17 protein-coding genes are annotated in these 23,636 nt (G+C 48.3%); 10 read left to right on the plus strand and 7 right to left on the minus strand.

Annotated features, from left to right (window positions below):
• Positions 1–55 precede the first annotated feature (55 nt).
• Positions 56–853 (minus strand): outer membrane beta-barrel protein, encoded by a 798-nt coding sequence (locus ACYVFD_RS08225; RefSeq protein ID WP_461089394.1) that lies wholly within the window; start codon positions 851–853, stop codon positions 56–58.
• Between the two features lie 4 nt (positions 854–857).
• Positions 858–2,189, minus strand: a complete 1,332-nt coding sequence (locus ACYVFD_RS08230; RefSeq protein ID WP_461089396.1) for a DUF459 domain-containing protein — start codon at positions 2,187–2,189, stop codon at positions 858–860.
• 215 nt (positions 2,190–2,404) lie between these two features.
• Between ACYVFD_RS08230 and lysM the strand changes: the two genes are divergently transcribed.
• The 4 genes from lysM to ACYVFD_RS08250 all read left to right on the plus strand — a co-directional run bounded on the left by lysM (position 2,405) and on the right by ACYVFD_RS08250 (position 6,291).
• Complete coding sequence (gene lysM, locus ACYVFD_RS08235) at positions 2,405–2,872, plus strand: peptidoglycan-binding protein LysM (RefSeq protein ID WP_461089398.1); 468 nt, start codon at positions 2,405–2,407, stop codon at positions 2,870–2,872.
• Positions 2,873–3,028: 156 nt separating this feature from the next.
• Complete coding sequence (locus tag ACYVFD_RS08240) at positions 3,029–3,940, plus strand: DUF937 domain-containing protein (protein WP_461089400.1); 912 nt, start codon at positions 3,029–3,031, stop codon at positions 3,938–3,940.
• A 242-nt stretch (positions 3,941–4,182) separates the two neighbouring features.
• The gene (locus ACYVFD_RS08245) at positions 4,183–5,067 is read left to right on the plus strand and encodes a trypsin-like peptidase domain-containing protein (protein ID WP_461089402.1); all 885 of its coding nucleotides are present in this window, start codon (positions 4,183–4,185) and stop codon (positions 5,065–5,067) included.
• Positions 5,068–5,205: 138 nt separating this feature from the next.
• Positions 5,206–6,291 carry a M20 family metallo-hydrolase gene (locus ACYVFD_RS08250; RefSeq protein WP_461089405.1) on the plus strand — a complete coding sequence of 362 codons (1,086 nt, stop codon included), beginning with the start codon at positions 5,206–5,208 and terminating at the stop codon, positions 6,289–6,291.
• 80 nt (positions 6,292–6,371) lie between these two features.
• Here the strand turns inward: ACYVFD_RS08250 and ACYVFD_RS08255 are convergent, their stop codons facing one another.
• Together ACYVFD_RS08255 and ACYVFD_RS08260 are read right to left on the minus strand one after the other, a co-directional pair.
• Positions 6,372–6,917 (minus strand): RNA polymerase sigma factor, encoded by a 546-nt coding sequence (locus tag ACYVFD_RS08255; protein WP_461089406.1) that lies wholly within the window; start codon positions 6,915–6,917, stop codon positions 6,372–6,374.
• Positions 6,918–7,235: 318 nt separating this feature from the next.
• Positions 7,236–11,258: a hybrid sensor histidine kinase/response regulator transcription factor gene (locus ACYVFD_RS08260; RefSeq protein ID WP_461089408.1), complete on the minus strand. Its 4,023-nt coding sequence runs from the start codon at positions 11,256–11,258 to the stop codon at positions 7,236–7,238.
• Between the two features lie 269 nt (positions 11,259–11,527).
• On the opposite strand from ACYVFD_RS08260, the gene ACYVFD_RS08265 reads away from it, so the two are divergent.
• From ACYVFD_RS08265 to ACYVFD_RS08280, 4 genes are all read left to right on the plus strand, one after another.
• Positions 11,528–12,874 carry an alpha-L-fucosidase gene (locus tag ACYVFD_RS08265; RefSeq protein ID WP_461089410.1) on the plus strand — a complete coding sequence of 449 codons (1,347 nt, stop codon included), beginning with the start codon at positions 11,528–11,530 and terminating at the stop codon, positions 12,872–12,874.
• A gap of 63 nt (positions 12,875–12,937) precedes the next feature.
• Positions 12,938–14,707 (plus strand): glycoside hydrolase family 9 protein, encoded by a 1,770-nt coding sequence (locus tag ACYVFD_RS08270; protein ID WP_461089411.1) that lies wholly within the window; start codon positions 12,938–12,940, stop codon positions 14,705–14,707.
• A gap of 125 nt (positions 14,708–14,832) precedes the next feature.
• Positions 14,833–15,852, plus strand: a complete 1,020-nt coding sequence (locus ACYVFD_RS08275; RefSeq protein ID WP_461089412.1) for an SDR family NAD(P)-dependent oxidoreductase — start codon at positions 14,833–14,835, stop codon at positions 15,850–15,852.
• Between the two features lie 53 nt (positions 15,853–15,905).
• Entirely contained in the window at positions 15,906–16,724 is an 819-nt protein-coding gene (locus ACYVFD_RS08280) for a helix-turn-helix domain-containing protein (protein ID WP_461089413.1), read from the plus strand.
• Between the two features lie 60 nt (positions 16,725–16,784).
• Here the strand turns inward: ACYVFD_RS08280 and ACYVFD_RS08285 are convergent, their stop codons facing one another.
• The 3 genes from ACYVFD_RS08285 to ACYVFD_RS08295 all read right to left on the minus strand — a co-directional run bounded on the left by ACYVFD_RS08285 (position 16,785) and on the right by ACYVFD_RS08295 (position 21,921).
• Positions 16,785–17,540 carry an SDR family NAD(P)-dependent oxidoreductase gene (locus ACYVFD_RS08285; protein WP_461089414.1) on the minus strand — a complete coding sequence of 252 codons (756 nt, stop codon included), beginning with the start codon at positions 17,538–17,540 and terminating at the stop codon, positions 16,785–16,787.
• A 149-nt stretch (positions 17,541–17,689) separates the two neighbouring features.
• Positions 17,690–19,168 (minus strand): DUF1501 domain-containing protein, encoded by a 1,479-nt coding sequence (locus ACYVFD_RS08290; protein WP_461089415.1) that lies wholly within the window; start codon positions 19,166–19,168, stop codon positions 17,690–17,692.
• Complete coding sequence (locus tag ACYVFD_RS08295) at positions 19,165–21,921, minus strand: DUF1553 domain-containing protein (RefSeq protein WP_461089416.1); 2,757 nt, start codon at positions 21,919–21,921, stop codon at positions 19,165–19,167. Before ACYVFD_RS08295 ends, ACYVFD_RS08290 begins: the two co-directional genes overlap by 4 nt.
• A gap of 236 nt (positions 21,922–22,157) precedes the next feature.
• On the opposite strand from ACYVFD_RS08295, the gene ACYVFD_RS08300 reads away from it, so the two are divergent.
• The gene (locus ACYVFD_RS08300; RefSeq protein WP_461089417.1) at positions 22,158–23,138 is read left to right on the plus strand and encodes a type I phosphomannose isomerase catalytic subunit; all 981 of its coding nucleotides are present in this window, start codon (positions 22,158–22,160) and stop codon (positions 23,136–23,138) included.
• Between the two features lie 107 nt (positions 23,139–23,245).
• On the plus strand, positions 23,246–23,572 hold the full coding sequence (locus ACYVFD_RS08305) for an L-rhamnose mutarotase (protein WP_461089418.1): 327 nt from the start codon (positions 23,246–23,248) through the stop codon (positions 23,570–23,572).
• Positions 23,573–23,636 lie beyond the last annotated feature (64 nt).

Below are 23,636 nucleotides of genomic sequence, written 5' to 3' on the forward strand. Positions count from 1 at the left end.
ATAGTCAGGGGTGTCAGCTTCTGGCGACTGCTACTGACTATCGACTACTCAGCAATCAGAATACCTTAAAGCCAAGTGAAACGGTGGCAATGCCCAGAAAACCCTTAATGTTGCTGTCTTTATAAACACCACCCACTGGTGCCGCATAACGGACATCGACATCCAGAAAAGGTAGCGGGGTATACCCTACGCCCAGTTCCAGCGCATATGTAAAATCTTTAACTTCAAGGTTCTGCGCTTCGTATTTATTCAACAGGTTTGTGGTGCCGGTGGTGGCCGGAATATCCGTTTGTGGGAAATTAATACTCGAATTGGCGTTAAGAATTCCGCTCGTGGTTCGGGTAGCTTCGGCTTTTTGCACAAAAATGAAAGTAGGGCCAGCATAGCCCCGAAGCTTTCCGTCCATCCATCGTTTCCCAATCAAAATAGGCACGTCGACCGCTTCCAATACTGATTCCGACACTACGTTCAGTGACGCATTCAGTAAACCGGGTTGCACGCTAACCGGTAAAGCATTGGCCAGAGCCGCATTGGCATTGACATCGACCGTGATGGCTGCTTTCTGTTTCAGAACGAATCGATTATAAGTGACTTCGGCCTGAATAAAAAACTTCTCGAAATTCTTCCGGGCCCATAAGCCACCCGAATACCCGTAACCAATTCCATTGTTTTTATTTTCCAGGTCAGGCACTTTCACGCTACCTACGGTTTGCCCCGGAATAGTAGTAAAACCATGTGTGAACGTTCCGCCACCTTTAATGCCGAGTTCGATGCTGCGGCTGGGAGTTTGCGCCATTACTGCCGACGTAGACAGGCTGAGTAACAGCGCGAAAGAAAGCTGATGAAATCTCATAAATTTATTGTTGCAGCAATACCCGACGGTAGTTAGCTGGATTAACCTGGGGAATAGTTGAACTGTATTTGGTGTTTATACCTTTGATGATTTCGTTCGCTACCATGGCGTATCCGGCAGGAGTGAGGTGAATACCATCAAGACTAAAAACGCCCCCCTGAATAAAGGTTGCTGAGTACGTAATGCCATTCAGTGTATAGCCTCCAGTTTGTGTTAACTGCTGAAATACAGGATTTACATCGACATAAACAGCCCCTTTGGCATCCGCCTGCGTTTTCATAATGGTATTGAATTCGTTGATGCGCGTATTCAGAAGAGTTACCTCACTGGCATCCAGTACATACTGATCGGGTACGGGATTGGATGCGCTAAGGCCAACACCTTTGGCAATGAAACTATTGAGAACAGAAGCGATTGAAAGCAGAAAATAATCGCCCGTACCTGACATCCGTACACCACCCGGTGCCGATTTGGAGCTAATCGCCAGGCCTGACAACCCCTGCGCTTTCAATAGAGCCCCGATCTGATCAGTAGCTGTAGTGAAATAAGGTGTCATGGTGATGTTAGGGATGCCGATCACTGCGCCTTTTCGCCCGCCTTCGGTCAGTTTGTTCATGATGGCGGTGAAATTAGTCGTGAAAAGCGTCGTCGATGTTAGATTATCTGCGCTTAAGCCACCCGATAATGCGTAACTCAAAGCATCGTTGTTGCCGAGCCAGCAGGTAAAAAACGTGGCCCCGTTTAGATTGTCGCTGGCATATTGGAAATAGGTGGTAGCACTGGATGCGTCGGGCAATAAACGTTCAAAGTAAGGATTCCCCAAAGTAGACCCATAACCTGGCGACAAAATATCGGCCGTCCGGATTCCGGGCACACCAAGGTTCTGATTCGCTCCGGTGAATTTGGTATACAGCGGTCCGCCACTTCCAGAGCTTGTTCCCCGAACGGCCGCTGGAGCTACCTGGCCTAGTGAACTGGCCAGCGAAGTCGGGTCGGAAGGATTAGGTACTTTAATGAGCTTTAAATAGCCCGAACCCGCTGCCTGTGCTTCGGTGAATAGAGGCTGAATGAAATCGCCACCACCCACTGTTTTAAACTGACCTGCCAGAATATTCGGATAGGAGTTAAGTTGGCCGTCGCGGTAAAGACCGTTGTCGGCATAGCCCGACGTCAGGGAGTTTCCAACAGCTACGTACTTGGTAAAATCAGCCGAACCTTTAGTCGGGGCAACACCTGTGCTCGACCCATTCGGATCAATGTCGTTGTTCGTACAGGCATTTACACCAACCAGAACGGTTAGTATAAGCGCCCACCGAAATCTGATAGCGGCATGCATTCGGATGTATAGATTTATTTGAATAATAAGAAATTGTAAAAAAAGAACGTAAAAGTAACGGCTTTCTGTTACCAAGCGATTAGTTGTGCGTCAAATCCCCATGACGAACCAGAAAGTAGTAAACAAACCCTAAACTACATCTGTTGTTTATCATAGGTGCGTTAGCGTAATTGCCAACCATCACTGCATGTTTCATTTTAAACCATACTAAACCAATGGGTCTTTTATCATTTTTCAAAGGAGTAGGTGAAAAAATTTTTCACAAAGATGAAGTTGTCCCCGAGCCAGCTCAGGCAGAAAAAGTAGAACCCGTTCGGGCACAGGCGTTACTCGACCATGTGAAGCAACTGGGACTTGCGTATAATAGTTTAACCGTGAAAACCAAAGGGGATACGGTTACTATAACGGGATCGGTTAAAACGCAGGAGGATGCCGAGAAAATCGCGCTGGCGGTAGGTAACGTTGAAGGTGTATCGGCGGTTGATAACCAACTGACGGTAGACACACCGGCTCCTGAAGGAAAATACTATACCGTGAAATCGGGCGACTCACTGTCGAAAATTGCGAAGGAAGTGTATGGAGACCCAATGAAATACGGCGTTATCTTCGAAGCAAACAAGCCAATGCTAAGCGATCCTGATAAAATCTATCCTGATCAGGTCCTACGGATTCCACAACTATAGTCAGGTAGGTACAAAGTCGTAGGGTTGTATAGTTATTAAGTTGCGCGCAACGTGTCAACTTGATAATTATGCAACCCTACGAGTTTATAACCACCTTGAAAAGAATAACATTTCGGCCTATGAGCAGTTGTATTTGTCTTAACTCAACGAAAACTCATGGCCGTTCATTTAATTTCGTACCTGAAAGAACAGTATACACCTGCTGTAATTGATCAGCTTAGTAGTGATCTAGGTGAATCGTCGGCTACCATCCTGAAAATTATTAATGGAGCTTTACCAACTCTACTAGGAGGGCTGACTCGTCGAGTCCAGGCTACAGGCGGGGCTACATCCATCATAAATTTTTTAGACAATAAAGATTACAGAGATACGCCACTAGACGTAAGTCAATCGATAGGTGATCATCCGGGTAATGCTGAAGTAACGGCAATCGGGCGAGATTTTCTGGAACAGATTTTTGGGGATAAGCTCGCCAAAACTACTGAACTCATCAGCCTGTATAGTGATGCCAAGCCCCAATCCGTTCTGGCAGTAATGGCTCAGTTAGGTACGATCCTGATGGGCGTTCTGGGACGCCAGGAGCAGGAGAAAGGCCTGACAATAGAAAGCCTGAAGACACTCTTACTGGGTCAGGCTACTGAGTTTCGTCAGATGCTGCCTAAAGGGTTGGATGGCGTTGGTAGTTTACTGGGATTTGACGAACTCGTAACGCCCACTGGCCCACAGACCGACGTTCAGGGGACGGATAACTTAAGTAATAATGTTATTAATCCAAACATACCGAAAAGCCCTGAAGGGGATCGTCGTAACGAAAATGTGCGCTGGTTGCGCTGGGCGATGATTGCGATTGCAGTGCTGGTATTGGCATTGCTCATCCAAAAATGCCATGAAAATCAGAATGGTATTGATGGGATAAGTACCGACTCAACCCGAACTGTAGAGCCGAATGCCGTTGAAGACACATCCGCAGCAACAAAAGAAAGTATTCAGGATGCTCATGGGCAAACGACCGACTCAACTGCACCGGGTCCACTGGGTATCCGCGATTCGTCGGAGGTAAAGCGCTAATGAAAAGGCAATAAGTGGCTCAGCTAAGGCTAGGAGTATATAATTACCAATACGTTGAACGCACCACAGCAGGCACCACCCAATAGTGCCGATGCCGGAGGAGCGTTGAACCAGCCGAGGTTAAAGTAAAGTCTAAAAAGTAATAGAATTGGTCAGTCAGCGGGTGTCTGAGTGCGTTGGTATTGGTTAACTTGCAGCCTTATTGTACGCTTTTGTGCGCTAGACCCACTTACTGACCAATTATGTTTGTTGACGCCATAGAACGCGTTGATTTATTTACTCGTCCGCTGCATTCGATTGTCCGACTTTATGGCCATGATGGGATCATACCCGGAACGGCTACATTATTTTTTGTCAATGAAGAAGCCTGTGCTGTAACCTGCAAGCACGTGGCCGATCTAGTGGCGCAGGCGGACGCTATTTTTCAGAATTATCGCGAATTCCAGGGCGCGCGACGCGATGTACTTCGTGAAAAAAATGCGAACTACCTGATCAGCCAGCTCGAAACAAAATACAAGCTCAGCCTGGATACCATCATTCGCATACGCAACAACTTTATCGGCTGTGTCGACCAGTTTCAGCGATTGAGTATTGACCACCACCCAACTCAGGATTTGGCGATTCTCCGATTTGAAGGGTACAAACGGCTGTTGTATAGCTCCTATGCTACGTTTTTACGTGATACATCACGCATAAAACCTGGCCGCAGCCTGTGTCGGTTGGGTTATCCATTTCCTGAGTTTACCAACTTTCGGTATAATCCATCCATTGACGATATCGAATGGGATATTGTTGGTCGAGCATCGTCGCCATCGTTTCCCATTGATGGGATTGTTACACGGTTGACGGGCGATAATCGGAATGTGTTGGGTATTGAAATGAGTACGCCCGGCCTGCGTGGCCAAAGCGGTGGTCCCCTTTTCGATACGAATGGGCTCATATATGGTATGCAGTCGGCCACCACTCACCTGCATCTGGGTTTCGATATTGAGGACCACGAAGTGATGGTCAATGGTCGGAAAAGGCGCGTGTCCAATTATCCATTTCTGAATGTAGGACGCTGTGTCCATGTCGATGTAATTAAGGCTTTTTTGCGGGAGAAGGGCGTTAAATATTATGAGGGTTAGTCAGATAGCACTGCTCTGGGGTGGTAGAAGCCTATAGGGTGAATCTTGTTACTGATCAGAATCACCTGACTACTTCTGGCAGTCCTTGACATCTTATCCGCCGTTGGTCGTATCTTTGAGCGGCCAACGCTCTATTTTATGTCTCAGCTAATCGCGAACAACTCAACGCAGGCTACTCTTTCGGCAGAAGCGCTCGCCTTGCTCAAACGACTGATTTCGACTCCCTCCTTCAGTCGGGAAGAAGCCCAGACGGCCGCGCTTATCGAAGCGTTTTTTCAGGAAAAGCAAATTCCCTATCAACGACTGAAAAATAATGTATGGGCTCAAAATCAGTATGCTGAGCCTGGTAAACCAACGTTGCTGCTGAATTCGCACCACGATACGGTCAAGCCGAATAAATCCTGGACACTTGACCCGTTTGTGCCGCTGGAGCAGGATGGGAAATTGTTTGGTCTGGGAAGTAATGATGCCGGGGGTTGCCTGGTATCGTTGCTGGCTACCTTCGTCTATTTCTACAATCGGTCCGATCTGGCGTATAATATTGTGATGGCCGCCACGGCTGAAGAGGAAGTTTCAGGACGTGATGGACTGGAACTGCTATTGCCGACGTTACCGCCAATTGATTTTGCTATAGTTGGTGAACCCACCGAAATGCAATTGGCCATTGCCGAAAAAGGATTGCTGGTGCTCGATTGCACAGCGCATGGTGTAAGCGGGCATGCTGCTCGCGACGAAGGGGATAATGCTATTTATAAAGCAATCCAGGATATCAACTGGTTGATGAACTATCAGTTTCAGAAGGTATCGCCTACGTTGGGGCCTATCAAGCTATCGGTAACCATCATTAATGCCGGAACTCAGCACAACGTTGTTCCCGATACCTGCACCTTTACCATCGACGTTCGGGTAACTGAACAGTACACACTCGAAGAAGTAATTGAAACCATTCAGGCGAACATCCAGGCAGAAATAAAACCGCGTTCAATACGACTGAAACCGTCCAGTATTCCTGCTGATCACCCGATCGTCAAAGCAGGTTTGGCACTGGGGCGTTATACGTATGGCTCCCCGACTACGTCTGATCAGGCACTTTTAAGTTGCCCGTCGCTCAAATGTGGTCCTGGGCATTCGAGCCGTTCGCACTCAGCCGACGAGTTTATTTACCTGCGCGAAATCGAAGAAGGCGTGCAGGGGTACATTCAGATGCTGGAGCAGGTAGTTTAAACGAAAAGCCCGCAAAAACCGGGGTTGGAAATTACCCCCTGACTTCTGCGGACTCTAGTTGATCTCTGAACCGAGGTGGCTCAGTGGTTGTAAAGTGTTGCGTACATAGTTTGTAGTTTGTCGCGGGTTCTGAGCAGACGCATTTTAACCGCACTTTCTGACAGCTTGTATCGCTCACTGATCGCTTTGACAGAGAGACCCTGTTCATACTTAAGTTTTAAAAGCATTACCTCCTGTGGTGGAAGTTCATTCATCATTGATTCGAGCGCTTGCCATTGACTTGCAGTAGATGTATCTGACTCGGTTACCCGGTCGGCTGTAGAGTCCGACAGCAGTTCGGTATGAGTACGTCGATTTAGGCGCAGTTGATCCAGGCAATAATTATGGGCGACAGAATATAGCCAGGTTGAGAGAGTCGAGCGATTTTGAAACGTACTTAGCTTAAAGAATACTTTTATAAAAATATCCTGCGTAAAATCTTTTGAAGCTTCGGGGTCTTTAGTCATTGCCAGACACTTCTGGTACACTTTGCCTACATAACGGTTATAGATTGACTCAAAGTTGCCCAGGTCATTTGTCTTGATGGCAGTACTTGCTTTGGATACGGATAACATTAAATTTTCCATAGTGTTAATGAATGGAGGTAAGAGATACTTTGAATGCTAACTTGTAATTAACGTTCTCATTATTCTGCAAGCTGTTTGGTGAAAATGATTGAAAAGTGATCATTCAGGATGTTGTCACTATATCGCTCATTTATTCCCATTAACTTGAAAATAACTAATAGCCAAAGTTCTCTTCTGCTACCTACAAAAGCTGGTGATTTTATCTCAAAAACGGGTACTTATATCCCAGCTACCACATCATTAATACACTTTTTTCACTATAAGTACATGTAAATACTTTTTCAGTATAATAAAAATAGTCTCTTTCAATGAAAAAATTTAATCTCTTTTAGAAAAGGTAGATGGCGTCATATTGTACACTTTTCGGAAGGAGCGGGCGAAATAAGAGGGGTCTTCAAAGCCGACCAGGTAGGCCGTTTCAGAAACAGTATAGCCCTGGCGGAGAAATTGAGCGGCTCGCTTGAGTCGGTAGTTGCGTAGAAATTCGCCGGTTGAGGTATCGGTCAGCGCCTTGAGTTTACGATGTAAATTCATCCGGCTCATATTACTGGCAACCGTAAGCTCCTCGGCTCCGAAAGCTGTATCGTCCAGATGCTGCTCAATGATCTGACACAATCGTTCGATCAGCGGATCGGTGGGAGCCGGTGCGTTAGAAAGTGGTTCCGGGCTGGTAAGGCTCGCCAAAAACCAGCGTTTTAACTGTCGCCGTTGTTCCAGTAGATTTCGGACGCGTAGTCGAAATTCCTGAACGTGAAATGGTTTTGCTATGTAATCATCGGCGCCCAGAGCCAGCCCTTCCAGCCGACTATCGACGGAGGATTTCGCTGTCAGTAAGATAACAGGGATATGGCTGGTTTGTGGGTCTTTTTTGAGTTGATCGCAAAGAGTATAACCATCCATTACAGGCATCAGAACATCGCTGATAACCATATCCGGCATTAGTGAAAGAGCTAGTTCTAAACCTTCCTGCCCATTGGCTGCCTGATGAATCTGGTAAGAAGAAGGTAAACAACTAATGATGAATTCCCGTAAGACCGTATGATCTTCGACGACGACAATGACAGGAGCTTTGTCAGATGTGATTTCTTCGGTTTGAACCTCGATTTTTGAATCAGGTTCACTTTCGTTAGTCGCTGGTTGCTCTGATAACGGTAAGAAAGGAGACGTTGATGAAGGCGAAGAGCGATAAGGCAATTCGACAGTGAAGACTGTGCCTGCCTTTGTTGTACTTTCGACCTGAATAGTACCGGATTGAAATTCAATCAGTTCTTTCACCAAAGCCAGGCCTATACCCATACCTTTCTGGCTAAGATATTGATTATCAGAGTCAGTGGCTACAGGGGTGTCCGGAGCATCGATCTGATAAAATCGGTTGAAAATGAATGGAAGTTTGTCGGGGGTAATCCCCAGACCATTATCCCGCACTGTTAGCCGAACCCAGGCTGGTCTATTCGCTATAACTGTTGGCTCGCTGGTGGTGTAAGATTTATAGAAAGAAGCTAAATGGACGCTTATTTTTCCACCCACGGGTGTAAATTTCAGCGCATTGGAGACCAGGTTAGATAGAATCCGTTCTAACTTATCATGATCGAACCAATAATCGGAATCCATATTCTCATTTTCGAAGACTAACTCGATTCCCTGAGTAGCCGCCTTCGGCTCAAACGATTGAACTAACTGGTTGACAAATGCCACCAGATCGCCCTGGCTTTCATTGAGTTTTAATATATGGGCTTCCGCTTTCGATAGTTCCATCAATTGGTTGACCAAACTAATTAGCTGGGTAGCGTTTTGATTGATCAGATCAAGCTGTTGTTGGTCTTCGTTTGTTTGTAATCGTTGCCTCAATGTTTCAATTGGAGCGAGAATGAGCATTAATGGGGTTTTGAATTCGTGGGTAATGTTTGTGAAAAAACGTGCTTTTATCACATCGATTTCTTTAAGCTGCTTAGCTTCCTGTTGATGTAGATAAGAGCGGATTAACACATAAATTATAGCCAGCAGTCCAGCAATATACAGCAAGATGGCCCACCAGGTAGCCCACCAGGGTGGCCGAATCGTCAGGGTTAGCAGTCGGATGTTGTCGCTCCATATCCCCGCTGTATTCGACGCATTTAGTTTTAGTCTATAAGTCCCCCAACCAAGATCGGTATAGTGAACCAGGGGCTGGTTTGTTTCAACCCAATCTTCGTCCAGGCCCTCCAACTGGTACCGATAGCGAATCTTTGCCTGACGGTTGTATTGCAAAGCGGCAAAAGCAACGGTAATAAAATTCTGGTCGTAAGATAATGTTAGTCGATTGATTGCCTGAGCGGGTAAGGAATCTGTAAGCGGCCCTGGAGAGAGGGAGTGATTGTTGATTTGAATATCTGTGATTTGTATGGCTGGATGATACGTATCATCGCCAAGTTGAGATGGGAAAAATGAGGTAGTTCCATTTAAGCCACCCAGTACAATTCGGCCGTCGGGCAAATGTATAAAATGAAAGCGGTTGAACTCGTCTTCCAGCAAACCATCTTCGTGCGTATAGGTACGGGTCTGGTAGGTGCGAAGGTCCATTCGACAAAGCCCCTGATTCGTTCCAATCCACAGGAAGCCATGCTGATCGGGAATGGCAAAATAGATAACGTTATTTGGTAAGCCATCCCGTACAGAAAACCGGCGGCATAAGCCCGTTCGTTTGTCAAATCGGCAGAGTCCACTGCCGAACGTACCAATCCAGAGGATATTGGATTCCTGCGGATCCGCGAAAAGACAAAACAATTGATTGCTAGTAATAGAGGCTGGGTTGTCGGGTTGATGTTTAAACGATCTGATCTGGCCATTCCCAAGGTCGACACGGTAAAGCCCCTGCGAGCTGGTGATCATCCATAATGCCTGTGCGTCTGCTACTACCTGGAGAATCTGCCCTTCTACACCGCCGGATGTTTTACGCGTTCGTATCGGATAAGGGAACTGCTTCCATTGATTGTTTTGATACGACATGGCCAGCGAATCCGTAACGGCCCATACTCTTCCGGCCGGATCGGTCGACATGGGCATAACTGGGTCTGCCCAAGTGTAGTGAACAGGCAGTTTTAATGGAAAGGGAATTGACGTAATCTGCTTGGTCGACAGATCGAACTGGTATAGCAGGCTTGTGCCAAAGTTGAACCAGAGTTTACCTGCCTGATCAAAGTTGTACCGGACGTTATAGACAGAAACACCTTTAGGTATATCGGGTAGCTGTTGGGGAGCAACACCCAGGTGCCGGATGAACAAGTCGTAATAAAAGTTATACTGATACGGTAACGCCCTGAACAGATTGGCTTTGAGGTTGTATTTCAGAACACCTATTCGATCCGTTCCGACCCAAAGTACATCGGACTGGTCGACAAATAGCCCCCGAAAAGAGGTCTGGTGACCTAATCTTGCAAAGACATCGATCGTTTTCGCGGGAGAGAACCGAAAGAGAATGTTGTATTGGCCAAAATAAATGTTTCCTTGACTATCGACCGTAATACGGGTATGATGCCAGTCTGTTTCATTGTCTGTTTGGGCAGGAAGAGGAAAGGTTTGAATCTGGCCAGTGGCTGGATTTAGTAGCAAAACCGACTTTCGGGTGGGAATAAATAAATCACCATTTGTCAGTGTATATATGCCTCGGGTTTCATTATCGGGGAGCGAGTATGCAGAAAATCCACCAGCCTGTTGATCAAATCGGTAAAGCCCTGTTTTATTCACCATCCAAATAGTACCCTGTTGATCCTGGGCAAACAAGCTAAAGGTTGGAAAATAGCCTGGGATAGGGGGCCGTTTGTATTGTTGGAAATGCTGAGCTGTCGAATCAAAGCAGACGATCTTATCCGAAAGGAAACTTAGCCAAAGGCGCCCTTTATTGTCAATAAAGTGGGCATCAATAACCTCGTTGGCAAACGCTTTTTTGAAAAATGGCTGTTGCGAAACACTGCGGAAGGTTTCTTTCACAGGGTCAACTATATCGACGTCATTGCGGTCGCTGAATACCCAGATACGGCCTTTTTGATCGACCTTCAGCCCAAAAAGACTGGATGATGCAATGCCTGGACGCCCATCTGTTGAAGGCTGGAAGACTTTAAAATGATTGCCATCGTATCGGCAGAGTCCATCGCGGGTAGCCATCCAGATAAACCCCTGCTTATCCTGGACAATGGAAGGCACAAAAGCCTGGGGTAACCCCTGCCTGCTCGTGATGTTCTCGGGCTGAGGTATACTTACAGACTGCGCTACAATACAACCGCTACTAACTAGTACTAGCAGTAGGGGTAAATGGTTGATTATGAGTTTCAGTGTACGGTGGTAATATAGCAAAACCGGTAACATGTATCCGATTAAGTGAGGCCACTAATATATAGCTAACTTTTTTGAGTTACTAATTTGTCACTAAGATAACTTTGTTTTAGCTCATATCTTAATGGATAAATATATCTTTCGTGTGGTTTAGATACAAAAGGTACAGGTGTAAATGGCCTGTAGGTGAAGGCGTTAGGTTGTGATCTAGCTATAAATTGCTGTGGCATTAGTTACGGAAAGAGTGATTTTGACTACTTTTAAGGCAAATGAAACTCAATTTACATTCCTTTTAGTTGCTCATGAACGCTCGATTGACTGTATATGGGGTAGCCTTATGGTTAACCGTAAATTTTACATATGCCCAACCTAAGCCTACGCCCCGCCAACTTGCCTGGCAACCGCTTGAAACGACGGCTTTTTTGCACTTTACGGTCAATACCTACACTGATAAGGAGTGGGGCGATGGCACGGAGAGCCCGGCTATTTTTAATCCTACCAAACTCGATGCCCGGCAGTGGATTAAGGCTCTAAAAGATGCGGGTTTCAAAATGGCAATCATAACGGCCAAACATCATGATGGGTTTTGTTTGTGGCCCTCCAAAATGACTGATCATTCGGTTAAAAACAGCCCCTGGAAAAACGGCAAAGGCGACGTAGTGAAAGAGGTAGCCGATGCCTGTCGGGAATTTGGGTTGAAATTTGGGGTCTACCTGTCGCCTTGGGATCGTCACGAACCTCGCTATGGTACTGCTTCTTATAACGATTATTACAAAAGCCAGCTTCGGGAGTTATTGACCAGTTACGGCCCCATTTCGGAGGTTTGGTTCGATGGAGCCAAGGGCGAAAACGCCAAAGATATGACCTACGATTTTGCCGGGTATTGGGCCTTGGTTCGTGAATTGCAACCCAATGCCGTAATGTTTTCCGATGCGGGACCCGATGTTCGCTGGGTAGGTAACGAAGCCGGTAATGCGGGCGAAACCTGCTGGTCGACCATAAATACCGACGGCCTGGCTCCTGGTAAAGCCGATTCAAAATACCTCAATCGGGGCGATGCTGCCGGTAAACAATGGGTACCCGCCGAAACCGACGTATCCATCCGACCCGGCTGGTTTTATCATGCGACTGAGGATAGCAAAGTACGATCAGGTAAGAATTTGGTGAACTTATATTACCAGTCGGTTGGCCGAAATAGTTTGTTACTGCTCAATGTGCCGCCCAATCGGGAGGGTCTTTTTTCAGAGCCTGATCTAGCTAGTTTGAAAGAATTTCGGAGTATTCTGGATGAGACTTTTAAGACAAACATGGTGGCCAAACAGCCTAAGCTAACCGATAAAAAACTAGCTACGTTTACGACCCTGTCAGCCAATCAGCCACTGGTTATTGAGTTGGGAAAAGAATCGGAGTTTGACCGAATCTCGATTCAGGAAAATATTGCCAATGGACAACGGATAGCGAGCGGACGGGTCGAATACTGGAATGGTTCTGGCTGGCAACCCCTGCAAACGTTTACGACGGTCGGTTACAAACGGCTAATGCGCTTTCCAGCTGTGAAATCAACGAAACTTCGTCTGTTCATTAATAACGCGAATGGATCAGTAGAGTTAGCCGAGGTGGGTGTTTATAAAGCATCGTCAAGAGAATAACTATGCCAATTTCCCCCAAAGGCAAACCTTTCGGGGAAATTATAAACCCCTTCCTTTGTACTGGTGAAAGCTCAATTTATCGTTGTGCTGACGATTCTTCTTGTGGGGAATCTGTTAAGCGTATCTGCGCAGTCTATATCCGACTCAATTCGTCTGAACCAGCTTGGCTTTTATCCAAACGCACCAAAAGTAGCTGTTGTCGTCGGACAAGCGTCAGGGTCGTTTGAGATAACAACCCCCGATGGCAAAAAGGTCGTCTTTAAAGGTGTGCTTAGCCTACCCCGGACGAACGCTATCTCTGGTAAAAAAACGCATACGGCTAATTTCTCCGCCTTGAAAACAGCCGGTACGTTTGTGGTCAATATTCCGGGACTAGGCCATTCGACACCCTTTCGAATTGAATCGGATGTACACCGAGCTGCGGCCATTGGGTCGTTAAAAGGGTTTTATTACCAGCGCGTATCGACAGATTTACCCGCCACGTATGCCGGAAAATGGAGCCGACCGGCGGGACATCCCGATACGCGGGTGTTGATTCATCCGTCGGCGGCTTCGGCTAGTCGGCCGGTTGGTACAGTTATTTCATCGCCCCGTGGCTGGTACGATGCGGGTGACTACAATAAGTACATCGTCAATTCCGGCATTACGATGGGCACGCTTCTGTCGTTGTACGAAGATTTTCCGGCCTATTGTAAATCCCTGAAAACGAATATTCCCGAAAGCTCAAATGCGATCCCCGATTTGCTGGATGAAGCTCTGTGGAATTTGCGCTGGATGCTGACTATGCAGGACCCGGCCGATGGCGGAGTGTATCATAAACTAACCAATGCCGGATTTGATGGTATGGTCATGCCCGACAAAGCAACTAAAGATCGCTATGTTGTACAGAAGAGTATAACCGCCACCCTCGACTTTGCCGCTGTAATGGCTCAGGCGGCCCGTGCATACAGACCCTTTAGCCGTGAACTCCCCGGACTAGCTGACTCCTGCCTGACAGCCGCCGAAACAGCCTGGCAGTGGGCGCAAAAGAACCCGGAGCTTTATTATCGACAGAATGACATGAACAAGCAGTTCGACCCTGACGTCACCACCGGAAGCTATGAAGACCGAAGCGCCAGTGACGAATGGATTTGGGCCGCTACCGAACTGTATGTCACGACAAAAAAAGACACCTATGCCACAGCCGTAAACCTGTTTCCCGACGAAAACACGCCACTACCTTCCTGGCCCCAGGTGCGGACACTGGCGTATTATACCCTGGCTCGCTTTGCCAAAGACAAATCATTTCAGAACCGAACCGAACTCGTTTCGGCCCGAAAACATATCCTGAAACTGGCAGACGAATTAATTACAGGAGCCGACGAGCAGGCATTTGGAACCGTTATGGGTAAATCGGCTAAGGATTTTATCTGGGGGAGTAGTTCGGTGGCGGCTAATCAGGGTATTGCACTCATTCAGGCGTATCGGCTCACGTTGGATAAAAAATACCTGGCCTATGCCCTGACCAACCTCGACTATCTATTAGGCCGGAACGCCGTGGGATATTCGTTTTTAACAGGCTTCGGGCATAAGTCGACGCTGAATCCGCACCATCGCCCTTCGGTAGCCGATGGTATTGAAGCGCCGGTTCCGGGCCTGCTGTCGGGTGGGACGAACGCCAATGCGGCCCGGCAGGACAAGTGCTCGGGCTACACGACAACTATCGCCGACGAGGTCTATCTGGATCATTCCTGCTCGTATGCGTCGAACGAAATTGCCATCAACTGGAACGCTCCAATGGTGTACCTAACGGCCGCTATTGAAGCGCTCCAGCGTGAGATGACCACTAAGTAATAAGAGTTGTGTGGGAAATCAAGCCCTGAGCTATGGTCCTATAAACAAAGCAAATTCGGCCTTCTGAACAAAGTCGCCGGGAAAAGCGCACCCTAGTTTTGTATCAACAAAATCAATGAAAGAACATGATACAGAACAACAATCAGGGCGCTCTGCAACGCCCGCTCGGCACAGGCTTCAACGCTCAGTCAACAACCAATGATGTAATCCGTGGAATCAACCTTACGGGCAAGGTCGCTATTGTAACCGGTGGCAATGCTGGTATCGGGGTCGAAACAACCCGTACGCTTGTAGCGGCTGGCGCAACAGTGATCGTTCCGGCAAGGGATGTGGAAAAGGCGGCTAAAAACCTGGCAGGGATCGAGCGTGTAGAGATCGAAGCTATGGATATGATGGAGCCTGCTTCCATAGATGCATTTGCTGAGAAAATTCTGGCGTCAGGCAGGCCGCTGCACATCCTCATCAACAATGCTGGTATTATGTGGGTGCCTTTACAACGTGACCAACGCGGTATTGAATCCCAACTGGCTACCAACTACATCGGACAGTTTCACCTTACCGCCAACTTGTGGCCCGCCCTGAAACAGGCCAATGGGGCACGTGTCGTAAACGTTTCGTCGCTGGGACACCATATGGCATCGTTCGACTTTGCGGATCCCAACTTCGAGCACCGTGATTATGAAACGCTACAGGCATACGGTCAGTCGAAAACAGCCAGCAACCTGTTTGCACTGGAACTGGACAACCGTGCCAAAGAATTCAACGTACGGGCCTATTCGGTACACCCCGGATCAATAGCCGGTACGGAGCTGGGACGCAGCGCATCAATGGAACTGTGGAAACAAATGGGGTTTCTGGATGAAGACGGGAACATGCGTCCCGAAATACTAGCGGGTTTGAAGACTATTCCGCAGGGTGCCGCCACATCGGTATGGGCCGCAACCAACCCGCTGCTTAACAATCTGGGTGGAGTATATTGTGAAGATGGTGATATTGCTGAACTGCTACCTGCCGACCCTTCCATACCCACCAAGGCCAAGCTGCACCAGTGTGGCGTACAACAGTATTCTCTTGACGAGGTCAGTGCCAAACGCCTGTGGGAATTGACTGAAGCGATGACAGGGATTACATTTAGTGTAAGCTAAAAGCAGGATGGCTATCGGGAGGGGAGGAATAACGGACAAGCTACTGAACGAACATGGAACATCAGTCGACCTATTTGACACCGGACATTAAACTGTCGTGCTACGAGGACAAGTTCTTTAAGTCCGACATCACCTTCGATCACCACATGCTCATCTGGTTTATCTCTGGCGAAACGAAGATCGTGCAGGCCGAGGGAACTTATCTGTTCAGCAAGGGCGATATTTTCCTGATACCAAGGCACCAACTGGCTACAATCATCAACTATCCTAAGGATGGCCTTCCGCACAAAACCGTGGTCATGCACCTGACGAAAGACTGGTTGCAGAACTATTATGGGAAACTTGACGTCAGGCCCCAAACGGTAAAAGCCCCGAAAATAAGGCATTACAACAACCACCCACTGCTGGAGAGCTGCATGAGTTCCCTAATTCCTTATTTCGGCATGAAGGAACTGCCAGCGAACATCGGCGACCTGAAAATTACAGAAGCCGTTACGATTCTGCGGTCGATTGATAAGGATATCGATACGATGCTCGCCAATTTTGAAGAACCGGGTAAGATTGATCTGGCAGAGTATATGCAGCGCAACTTCATGTTCAATATGCCAATCGAGAAATTTGGGTATCTGACGGGTAGAAGCCTGACGACCTTCAAACGTGATTTTAAAAAAGCATTCAATGCGACGCCCCAGAAATGGCTAACCCAAAAACGGCTGGAACTGGCACATTACCAGTTTGTAGAAAAGAAGATGAAACCGCTCGATGTGTGTTATGAGGTTGGGTTCGAAAACCTTTCACACTTCTCATTCGCGTTCAAAAAACAGTTCGGTTATGCACCCACCGAATTATTAGGGATGCATAGGACAGGCTAGTAACGCGGGTGGTAACCCGCAATTTTTAACTAAATCTCGAGTTACCCCCACATTACAGGATTACTGTGCCAGATAGCCGCCATCAACCGGGTAGTAAGAACCCGTGACAAATGAAGCCTTATCGGACGAAAGCCAGACAACCAGTTCGGCCACTTCTTCTGACCGCCCCAATCGGCCAATGGGGTGAAGGGCAGCAACCGCCTGACGGGCTTCGTCGGGTAGGATACGTAGCAAAGGGGTATCAATGTAGCCGGGGCCAACCGAATTGATCCGAATGCCTTTCTGAGCGTACTCGATAGCGGCCGTTTGGGTAAGGCCCAGAATACCATGTTTAGCCGCCACATAGCCGGGAGCCGAAGCCGTACCGACCTGCCCCAAAATCGACGCCATATTGATGATCGAACCACCTGTATTCTGGCTGAGCATGGCTTCCAGTTCGTATTTCAGGCAATAGAAAACACTGTTGAGGTTAACGTTGATGATGTGGTGCCAGCCTTCAATTGAGTAATCGCCGGTCATATTCATTTCACCGCCAATGCCTGCATTATTGAAAGCAATATCGAGCCCACCGAAGGTCTTGACCGTTTCCTGTACCAATTGCTGGCACTGCGCTGGGTCGCCTACATCGGCTTTTAAAAAGCGGGCTTTGGCACCGCTGGCCAGTATTTCTTCGGCAACCTGTTGGCCCTGTACCTCATCGACATCCGATAGCATCAAATTCGCACCATGTTGAGCGTATAAGATGGCGGTGGCTTTACCAATACCCGAAGCGGCTCCGGTTACTAAAGCTGTTTTTCCTGCTAAGTCCTGATCCATAACCTTGTTTGTTGGGGGAAGGAGTAATGCTCCTTCCATGAATACCTTAAAATCCGTTGACAATGCAAAGGAAGGCCATTGCCCAGGCTGGTATTATGAGCGGATACAGGTAGAAGCCTGATAATTATCAGTACATGTTTTGGGTCAGTTTAGGCAAGAATATCCCGGATGATTTTACCATGTACGTCGGTCAGCCGGAAGTTGCGGCCCTGAAATGGGAAGGTGAATTTTTCGTGGTCGAAGCCCAGTACGTGCAGGATTGTGGCCTGTAGATCGTGGATGTGTGTTTTGTTACGGACACCGTAATAGCCAATCTCATCAGTTTCGCCGTGTGAATATCCGGCTTTGATACCGCCACCCGCCATCCACATCGTGAAGGCGTCGATATGGTGGTCGCGTCCTTTAAAGGGTGAATCGTTATCCCCGGCCCGATTTTCCATCATGGGCGTCCGGCCAAATTCACCACCCCAGACTACCAGCGTATCGTCGAGTAAACCGCGTTGTTTCAGGTCCTGAATCAAGGCGGTTATGGGTTTGTCGATAACCTGAATGTTTCGGCGCAGCCCATCACCAACGCCACTTCCTGCATCGGTGCCGTGCGAGTCCCAGCGCCGGTCGAAGAGCTGAACAAACCGAACACCCTTTTCCAGCAGTTTCCGGGCCAGCAGACAATTGTTGGCAAAAGAAGCTTCGCCCGGCTTAGCACCATACCAATCCCGTACCCACTGAGGTTCATCAGTAATGTCCATCGTTTCGGGTACTTCCGATTGCATCCGATAGGCCAGTTCGTACTGCGAAATTCGGCTCAGGATTTCAGGGTCACCGATTTCCTGATGCTCCAGTTCGTTGATCTGGTTGATTACATCAATGGATTTTTTTCGAAGACTATCACTAACCTCCGCCGGATTTTTGATGTACAGCACCGGTTCGCCCATGGATCGACACTGAACGCCCTGATACACCGTTGGCAGAAAGCCGCTACCCCAAACCGACTTGCCCGCGCTGGGTTCCTGCCCCGATACCAGCACTACATAACCCGGCAAGTTCTGATTGTCAGAGCCTAATCCATACGTAACCCAGGCACCCATACTAGGCCGGCCCAGCCGTGGACTACCCGTGTGCATAAACAACTGAGCGGGGGCATGATTGAACTCGTCGGTATGCATGGCTTTCAGAAACGTAAGCTCATCAACGATTTTCGGCCAGTGCTGAAAGTAATCGGAGAGCCAGGCACCCGACTGGCCATGTTGTTCAAAACAGGACTGTGGCCCCAGCATTTTCGGAACGCCTTTGATGAACGCAAACCGCTTTCCTTCCAGTAGTGATGGAGGGCAGAGCTGTCCGTCGAGTTTAGCTAGTTCGGGTTTGTAGTCAAACAGTTCCAGTTGCGAGGGAGCGCCTTCCATATGCATAAACAGCACCCGTTTCGCTTTGGGAGACTGGAGTGGACTAAGCGGCTTCAGCGGATTTTCATTAGTTGTTTGTGAACTTCCTAAACCACAGCTATCCAGTAACGACAGCATCGCCAGTGAGCCTAGACCCGACGTACACTGTTTCAGGAAATGCCGCCTGGTGTTGAACGTAGCCTGATTCAACATGGCCTCATCGAAGTGGGTGAGTCGCTTCATTTGGTTAGCGTTTCGTCTAGGTTCAACAATACATTGGCCACCATCGATAGCGCGCCGAACTCGGGTTGTTGTGTTGATGGGGCCGTTTTGGGCTGCTTTTTTTGCGTATTCAGATGGACTGCATCCGAATAAAATTTCTCTAATACCGCCAGCTTTTCTTCGGAGGGTTTTCGAAACATGACCTGCTGATAACCAGCCGCAAGTTTCTGGGTTAAATCGCCCTTTTGTCTACTCATAAACGTCGCCAGGCCATGAGCCGCTTCTGTATATACCGTGTCGTTCAGGGTAATTAGTGCCTGCAAAGGGGTGTTCGTCCGAACCCGTCGGGATACGCACAGGTTTCGCTGGGGTGTATCGAACGTAACCATAGATGGATACGGATTGGTGCGCTGCCAGAAGGTGTACAAAGCCCGGCGATGGCGATTATCGGGTTGTTCGTCTTTCCAGGACCCGTTCGTGGGGTTAAAGGGTCGGACGCTGGGGCCGTACAATGTACCATTAAGCAGACCACTTACGGCCAATGACTGATCACGAATTTGCTCGGCCGTCAGGCGAACGCGAGGGCCACGGGCCAGCAGCAGGTTGCGGGGATCTTTTTTCTGAAGTTCGGGCGAAACCACGGCTGACTGCCGATAAGTAGCCGAAAGCACCATGTCGCGGAGCAGTTTTTTGACACTCCATTTGTAATCGTCCTGAAACCGAACGGCCAGCCAGTTCAGCAATTCCGGGTGCGTCGGTTTTGCGCCCATTGTACCGAAATCTTCCAGCGTTTCCACCAATCCATACCCGAAAAGCTGTTCCCAAAACCGATTGACCATTACCCGTGCGGTCAATGGATTGTCTCGGCTGACCAGCCAGCGAGCCATTTCCAGCCGATTCGCCATGGATTGGCGAGCTTCCCTGCGAATCGAGTGGGGAACATCAGGGTTGACCCGCTTACCCTTGGTCAGCCAATTTCCACGGATAAATACATTTGTTTTACGACTTCGGCTGACAGGCCTTTCGAGAATGACTGGCGTCGAGATAGCTGGAATAGCCGCTAATGAATCTACCAAATGATTTAGTTCCGGGTTGTGGTCGATTGGCGCATTGGCAACGCCCAGTTGTAGCCAGTCGACGTGGAGTAAATCGCTTCGGAACTCTTTATCCTTGTGAAACACCACAAACAGGGCGTGCCGACCAGTCGTTTTTTGAACCGGTGCACTAAAGCTGCCAAAGGTTTTCCATTTATACCAGGCTCCCGGATCGCCTTCCTGCGTTGCTGGCACATGCGCGCGACTGATGAGTGGGCCATCGGGACGATCCAGATGTAGCTCGATGAATGACGGAAATGAGGTCGTATAGTGGTAAGTTACATTCGACACATTCGTTAAATCCACATCGTTGTACATGCAGAACGCCCCTTCGGTTGTCTGCATAATGGTCTTCTGATTGTCATACAGTTCGATGTGGCGGCTGGTACTATCGAAGTCCTCAGCCTCAATTTTGCGGTAACCAAGTTGGCTTAGTAGCTCCTGGCGCTGGAGGTTCAGGTTCTGTGACTGACGGTTGAGTGGCGGGTTTGCCGTCTGTGTATTGGATCGCGTACTAATCCAGGCCATAAGCTGTTTTACCTTTTGTTCGTTTTCGGGCGTAAAGGTGTACAGCTTGGGTTTCTCGTTATACAGATCGGCATCCTGACTGTTGTTGAAATAAGCAAAAAACTTGTAAAATTCCTCATGTCGGATGGGGTCGTAGGGATGGCTATGGCATTGAACACAGGCCATCGTCGTGCCCTGCCAAACCTCCCAAGTTGTGCTTACCCGGTCGATCAGCGCCATATTTCGAAATTCTTCATCGTTGGTGCCGCCCTCGTCGTTCGACATCGTATTCCGGTGAAAGGCTGTAGCAATCAGGTGGTTATCGGCGGTTAAGGCGTCTGGGGCAGGCAACAGATCACCCGCCAGTTGCTCAACAGTAAACCGGTCGAACGGCATATCCTGGTTGAAGGCTTTGATAACCCAATCGCGGTAGAGCCAGATGCTGCGTTCAAGGTCTTTTTCATACCCTTTCGAGTCGGCATAGCGGGCCAGGTCGAGCCACATCGACGCCCAGCGCTCGCCAAAATGGGGTGATTGAATTAGCTTATCGACCAGTTTTTCGTAAGCATTCGGCGATTTATCCGCCAGAAATTCAGCCACTTCCTGTGCCGTGGGCGGCAGTCCGGTCAAATCCAGGCTCACCCGGCGGAGGAGTGTCGCTTTGTCGGCTTCGGGCGAGGGGCTAAGTCCTTCCTGTTGCAATCGGTCGTAGACGAAGCGGTCAATCCCGTTTTTCGCAAAGGAATCACCAACATTCGGCGGGGTAATGGCGCGGCTGGGTGGAATGTAGGCCCAGTGATCTTCCCACTCGGCTCCCTGATCAATCCAGGTTCGAATCAGGTCGATTTCCTGCTTGGTCAGAGGCTCATGCTCAAGCGGCATTCTCAGCTCCGGGTCGTTGATCACCAATCGCCTAATCAGCTCCGATTCATCAGCATGACCGGGCACAATAGCGTATTTGCCTGATTTGGCCTTTCCTAACGCATCTTCCCGAAACAACAGACTGAAGCCACCACTTTGCTTGATCCCTCCATGACACGTTATGCATTTAGCATTGAAAATTGGGCGGATATGCTGGTTATAGCTGATCGTTTCGGACGTAAAAAGCCCGCGCAATGTAAAGGCCGTTACTGCAAGAGCCCCCAGAATACCAACCAGCCAATAGCGTTTCATGGCGTTTTGTAATGCATGCTTCGGGACATATTCCGAAGCGAATGACAGTTAATGGGTTAAAATCCGATGATTCAGATACTTAGTGTCCGTTCCTCTTAAACGAATTGGCGGGGTTTATCTACCTGTTAATAGATAAATTTTTGCCTCGCCGATAGCCCAATTGCCCTCGAACAACAAATGCTGTACCTTGCCGGTTAAAAAGTCGGTTTATCATTTTTATTCATTAATCGCTACTCATGTTGTATCCGCTGACCTTCGAAACGATTTTTAAAGACAAAATATGGGGTGGCCAAAAAATCAAAACCATCCTTGAAAAAGACTTTTCGCCACTGCCAAATTGTGGTGAAACCTGGGAGGTATCGGATGTAGAGGGTAACGAATCGATTGTCAAAGAAGGCAGTTTACAAGGGAAATCGCTGCACGAACTGGTCGAAGAATTCAAAGAAAAACTCGTTGGCGAGCATGTCTATGCCCAATACGGCAACCGCTTTCCGCTGTTGATCAAGTTCATCGATGCTAATGATGATCTATCCATACAGGTGCACCCGAACGATGCGTTGGCGAAAGAACGTGGAACGGGCTTCGGAAAAACTGAGATGTGGTATATCATGCAGGCCGACGAAGGGGCAAAGCTCAACTCGGGCTTCAATCGGGAGGTCACGAAAGACGAATACGTAAAAGCCGTTGCGGATAATACGATTCAGGATCTGCTTAATATCGAAACGGCCCAACCCGGTGATGTATTCTTCCTGCCTGCGGGCCGGGTGCACTACATCGGTAAAGGCTTACTGCTGGCCGAAATTCAGCAAACCTCCGACACCACCTACCGCATTTACGACTTCGACCGGGTGGATGCAACGACCGGAAAGAAACGCGAACTGCATACCGATCAGGCCGTCGATGCCATTGATTATCACTATTACGGCCAATACAAAACCCAGTATGATAAGAAGCTAAACGAAAGTGTTAATGCGGTAAAGAGCGATTATTTCGTAACAAACGTCTTGAATTTCAATCAGGAAGTAGCCCATGATTACACCCACATCGACTCGTTCGTGATTCTTATTTGCGTGGCCGGTGGCTTAACCATCGAAACAACGGGTGGTTACAGTGTATCGCTTAAAATGGGTCAGTGCGCCTTGATTCCAGCATCCATCAACAACGTAACCCTCGTACCCGACGGCGACATGACCGTTCTAGAAACCTATGTGCCGTAGAACCGGGATTTTTATGATTTTTGTGACTGACTTTGATTCTAAGATCCAAGCTTTCTACGAAAGCATAATCAAAGTCAGTCACAAAAATCATAAAAATCCCGGTTCAGATGCGCTACTGCCTTGCCCTTGATCTACTAGACGACCCTACCCTGATTGCTGAATACGAACGCTACCATGAACGTCTCCGGCCCGAAATCGAAGCCAGTATTCGCGAGTCGGGTATTACCGAGATGGAGATTTACCGGATTAGTAATCGGTTGTTCATGATTATGGAGACCGACGAAACCTTCTCCTTCGAGGCTAAAGCCGCTGCCGATGCAGCTAATCCGAAAGTACAGGAGTGGGAAGCGCTCATGTGGACCTACCAGCAAGCGCTGCCTATGGCTAAACCCGGCGAAAAATGGATGCTGATGGACCAGATTTTCAAGATGTGATTTATTCGTTATGTTCTGTTAGTTCAGTTTGCTTGACTTGTTTGTCATTCCGACCGAAGGGAGG

It is taken from the genome of Spirosoma gilvum (assembly GCF_054776815.1).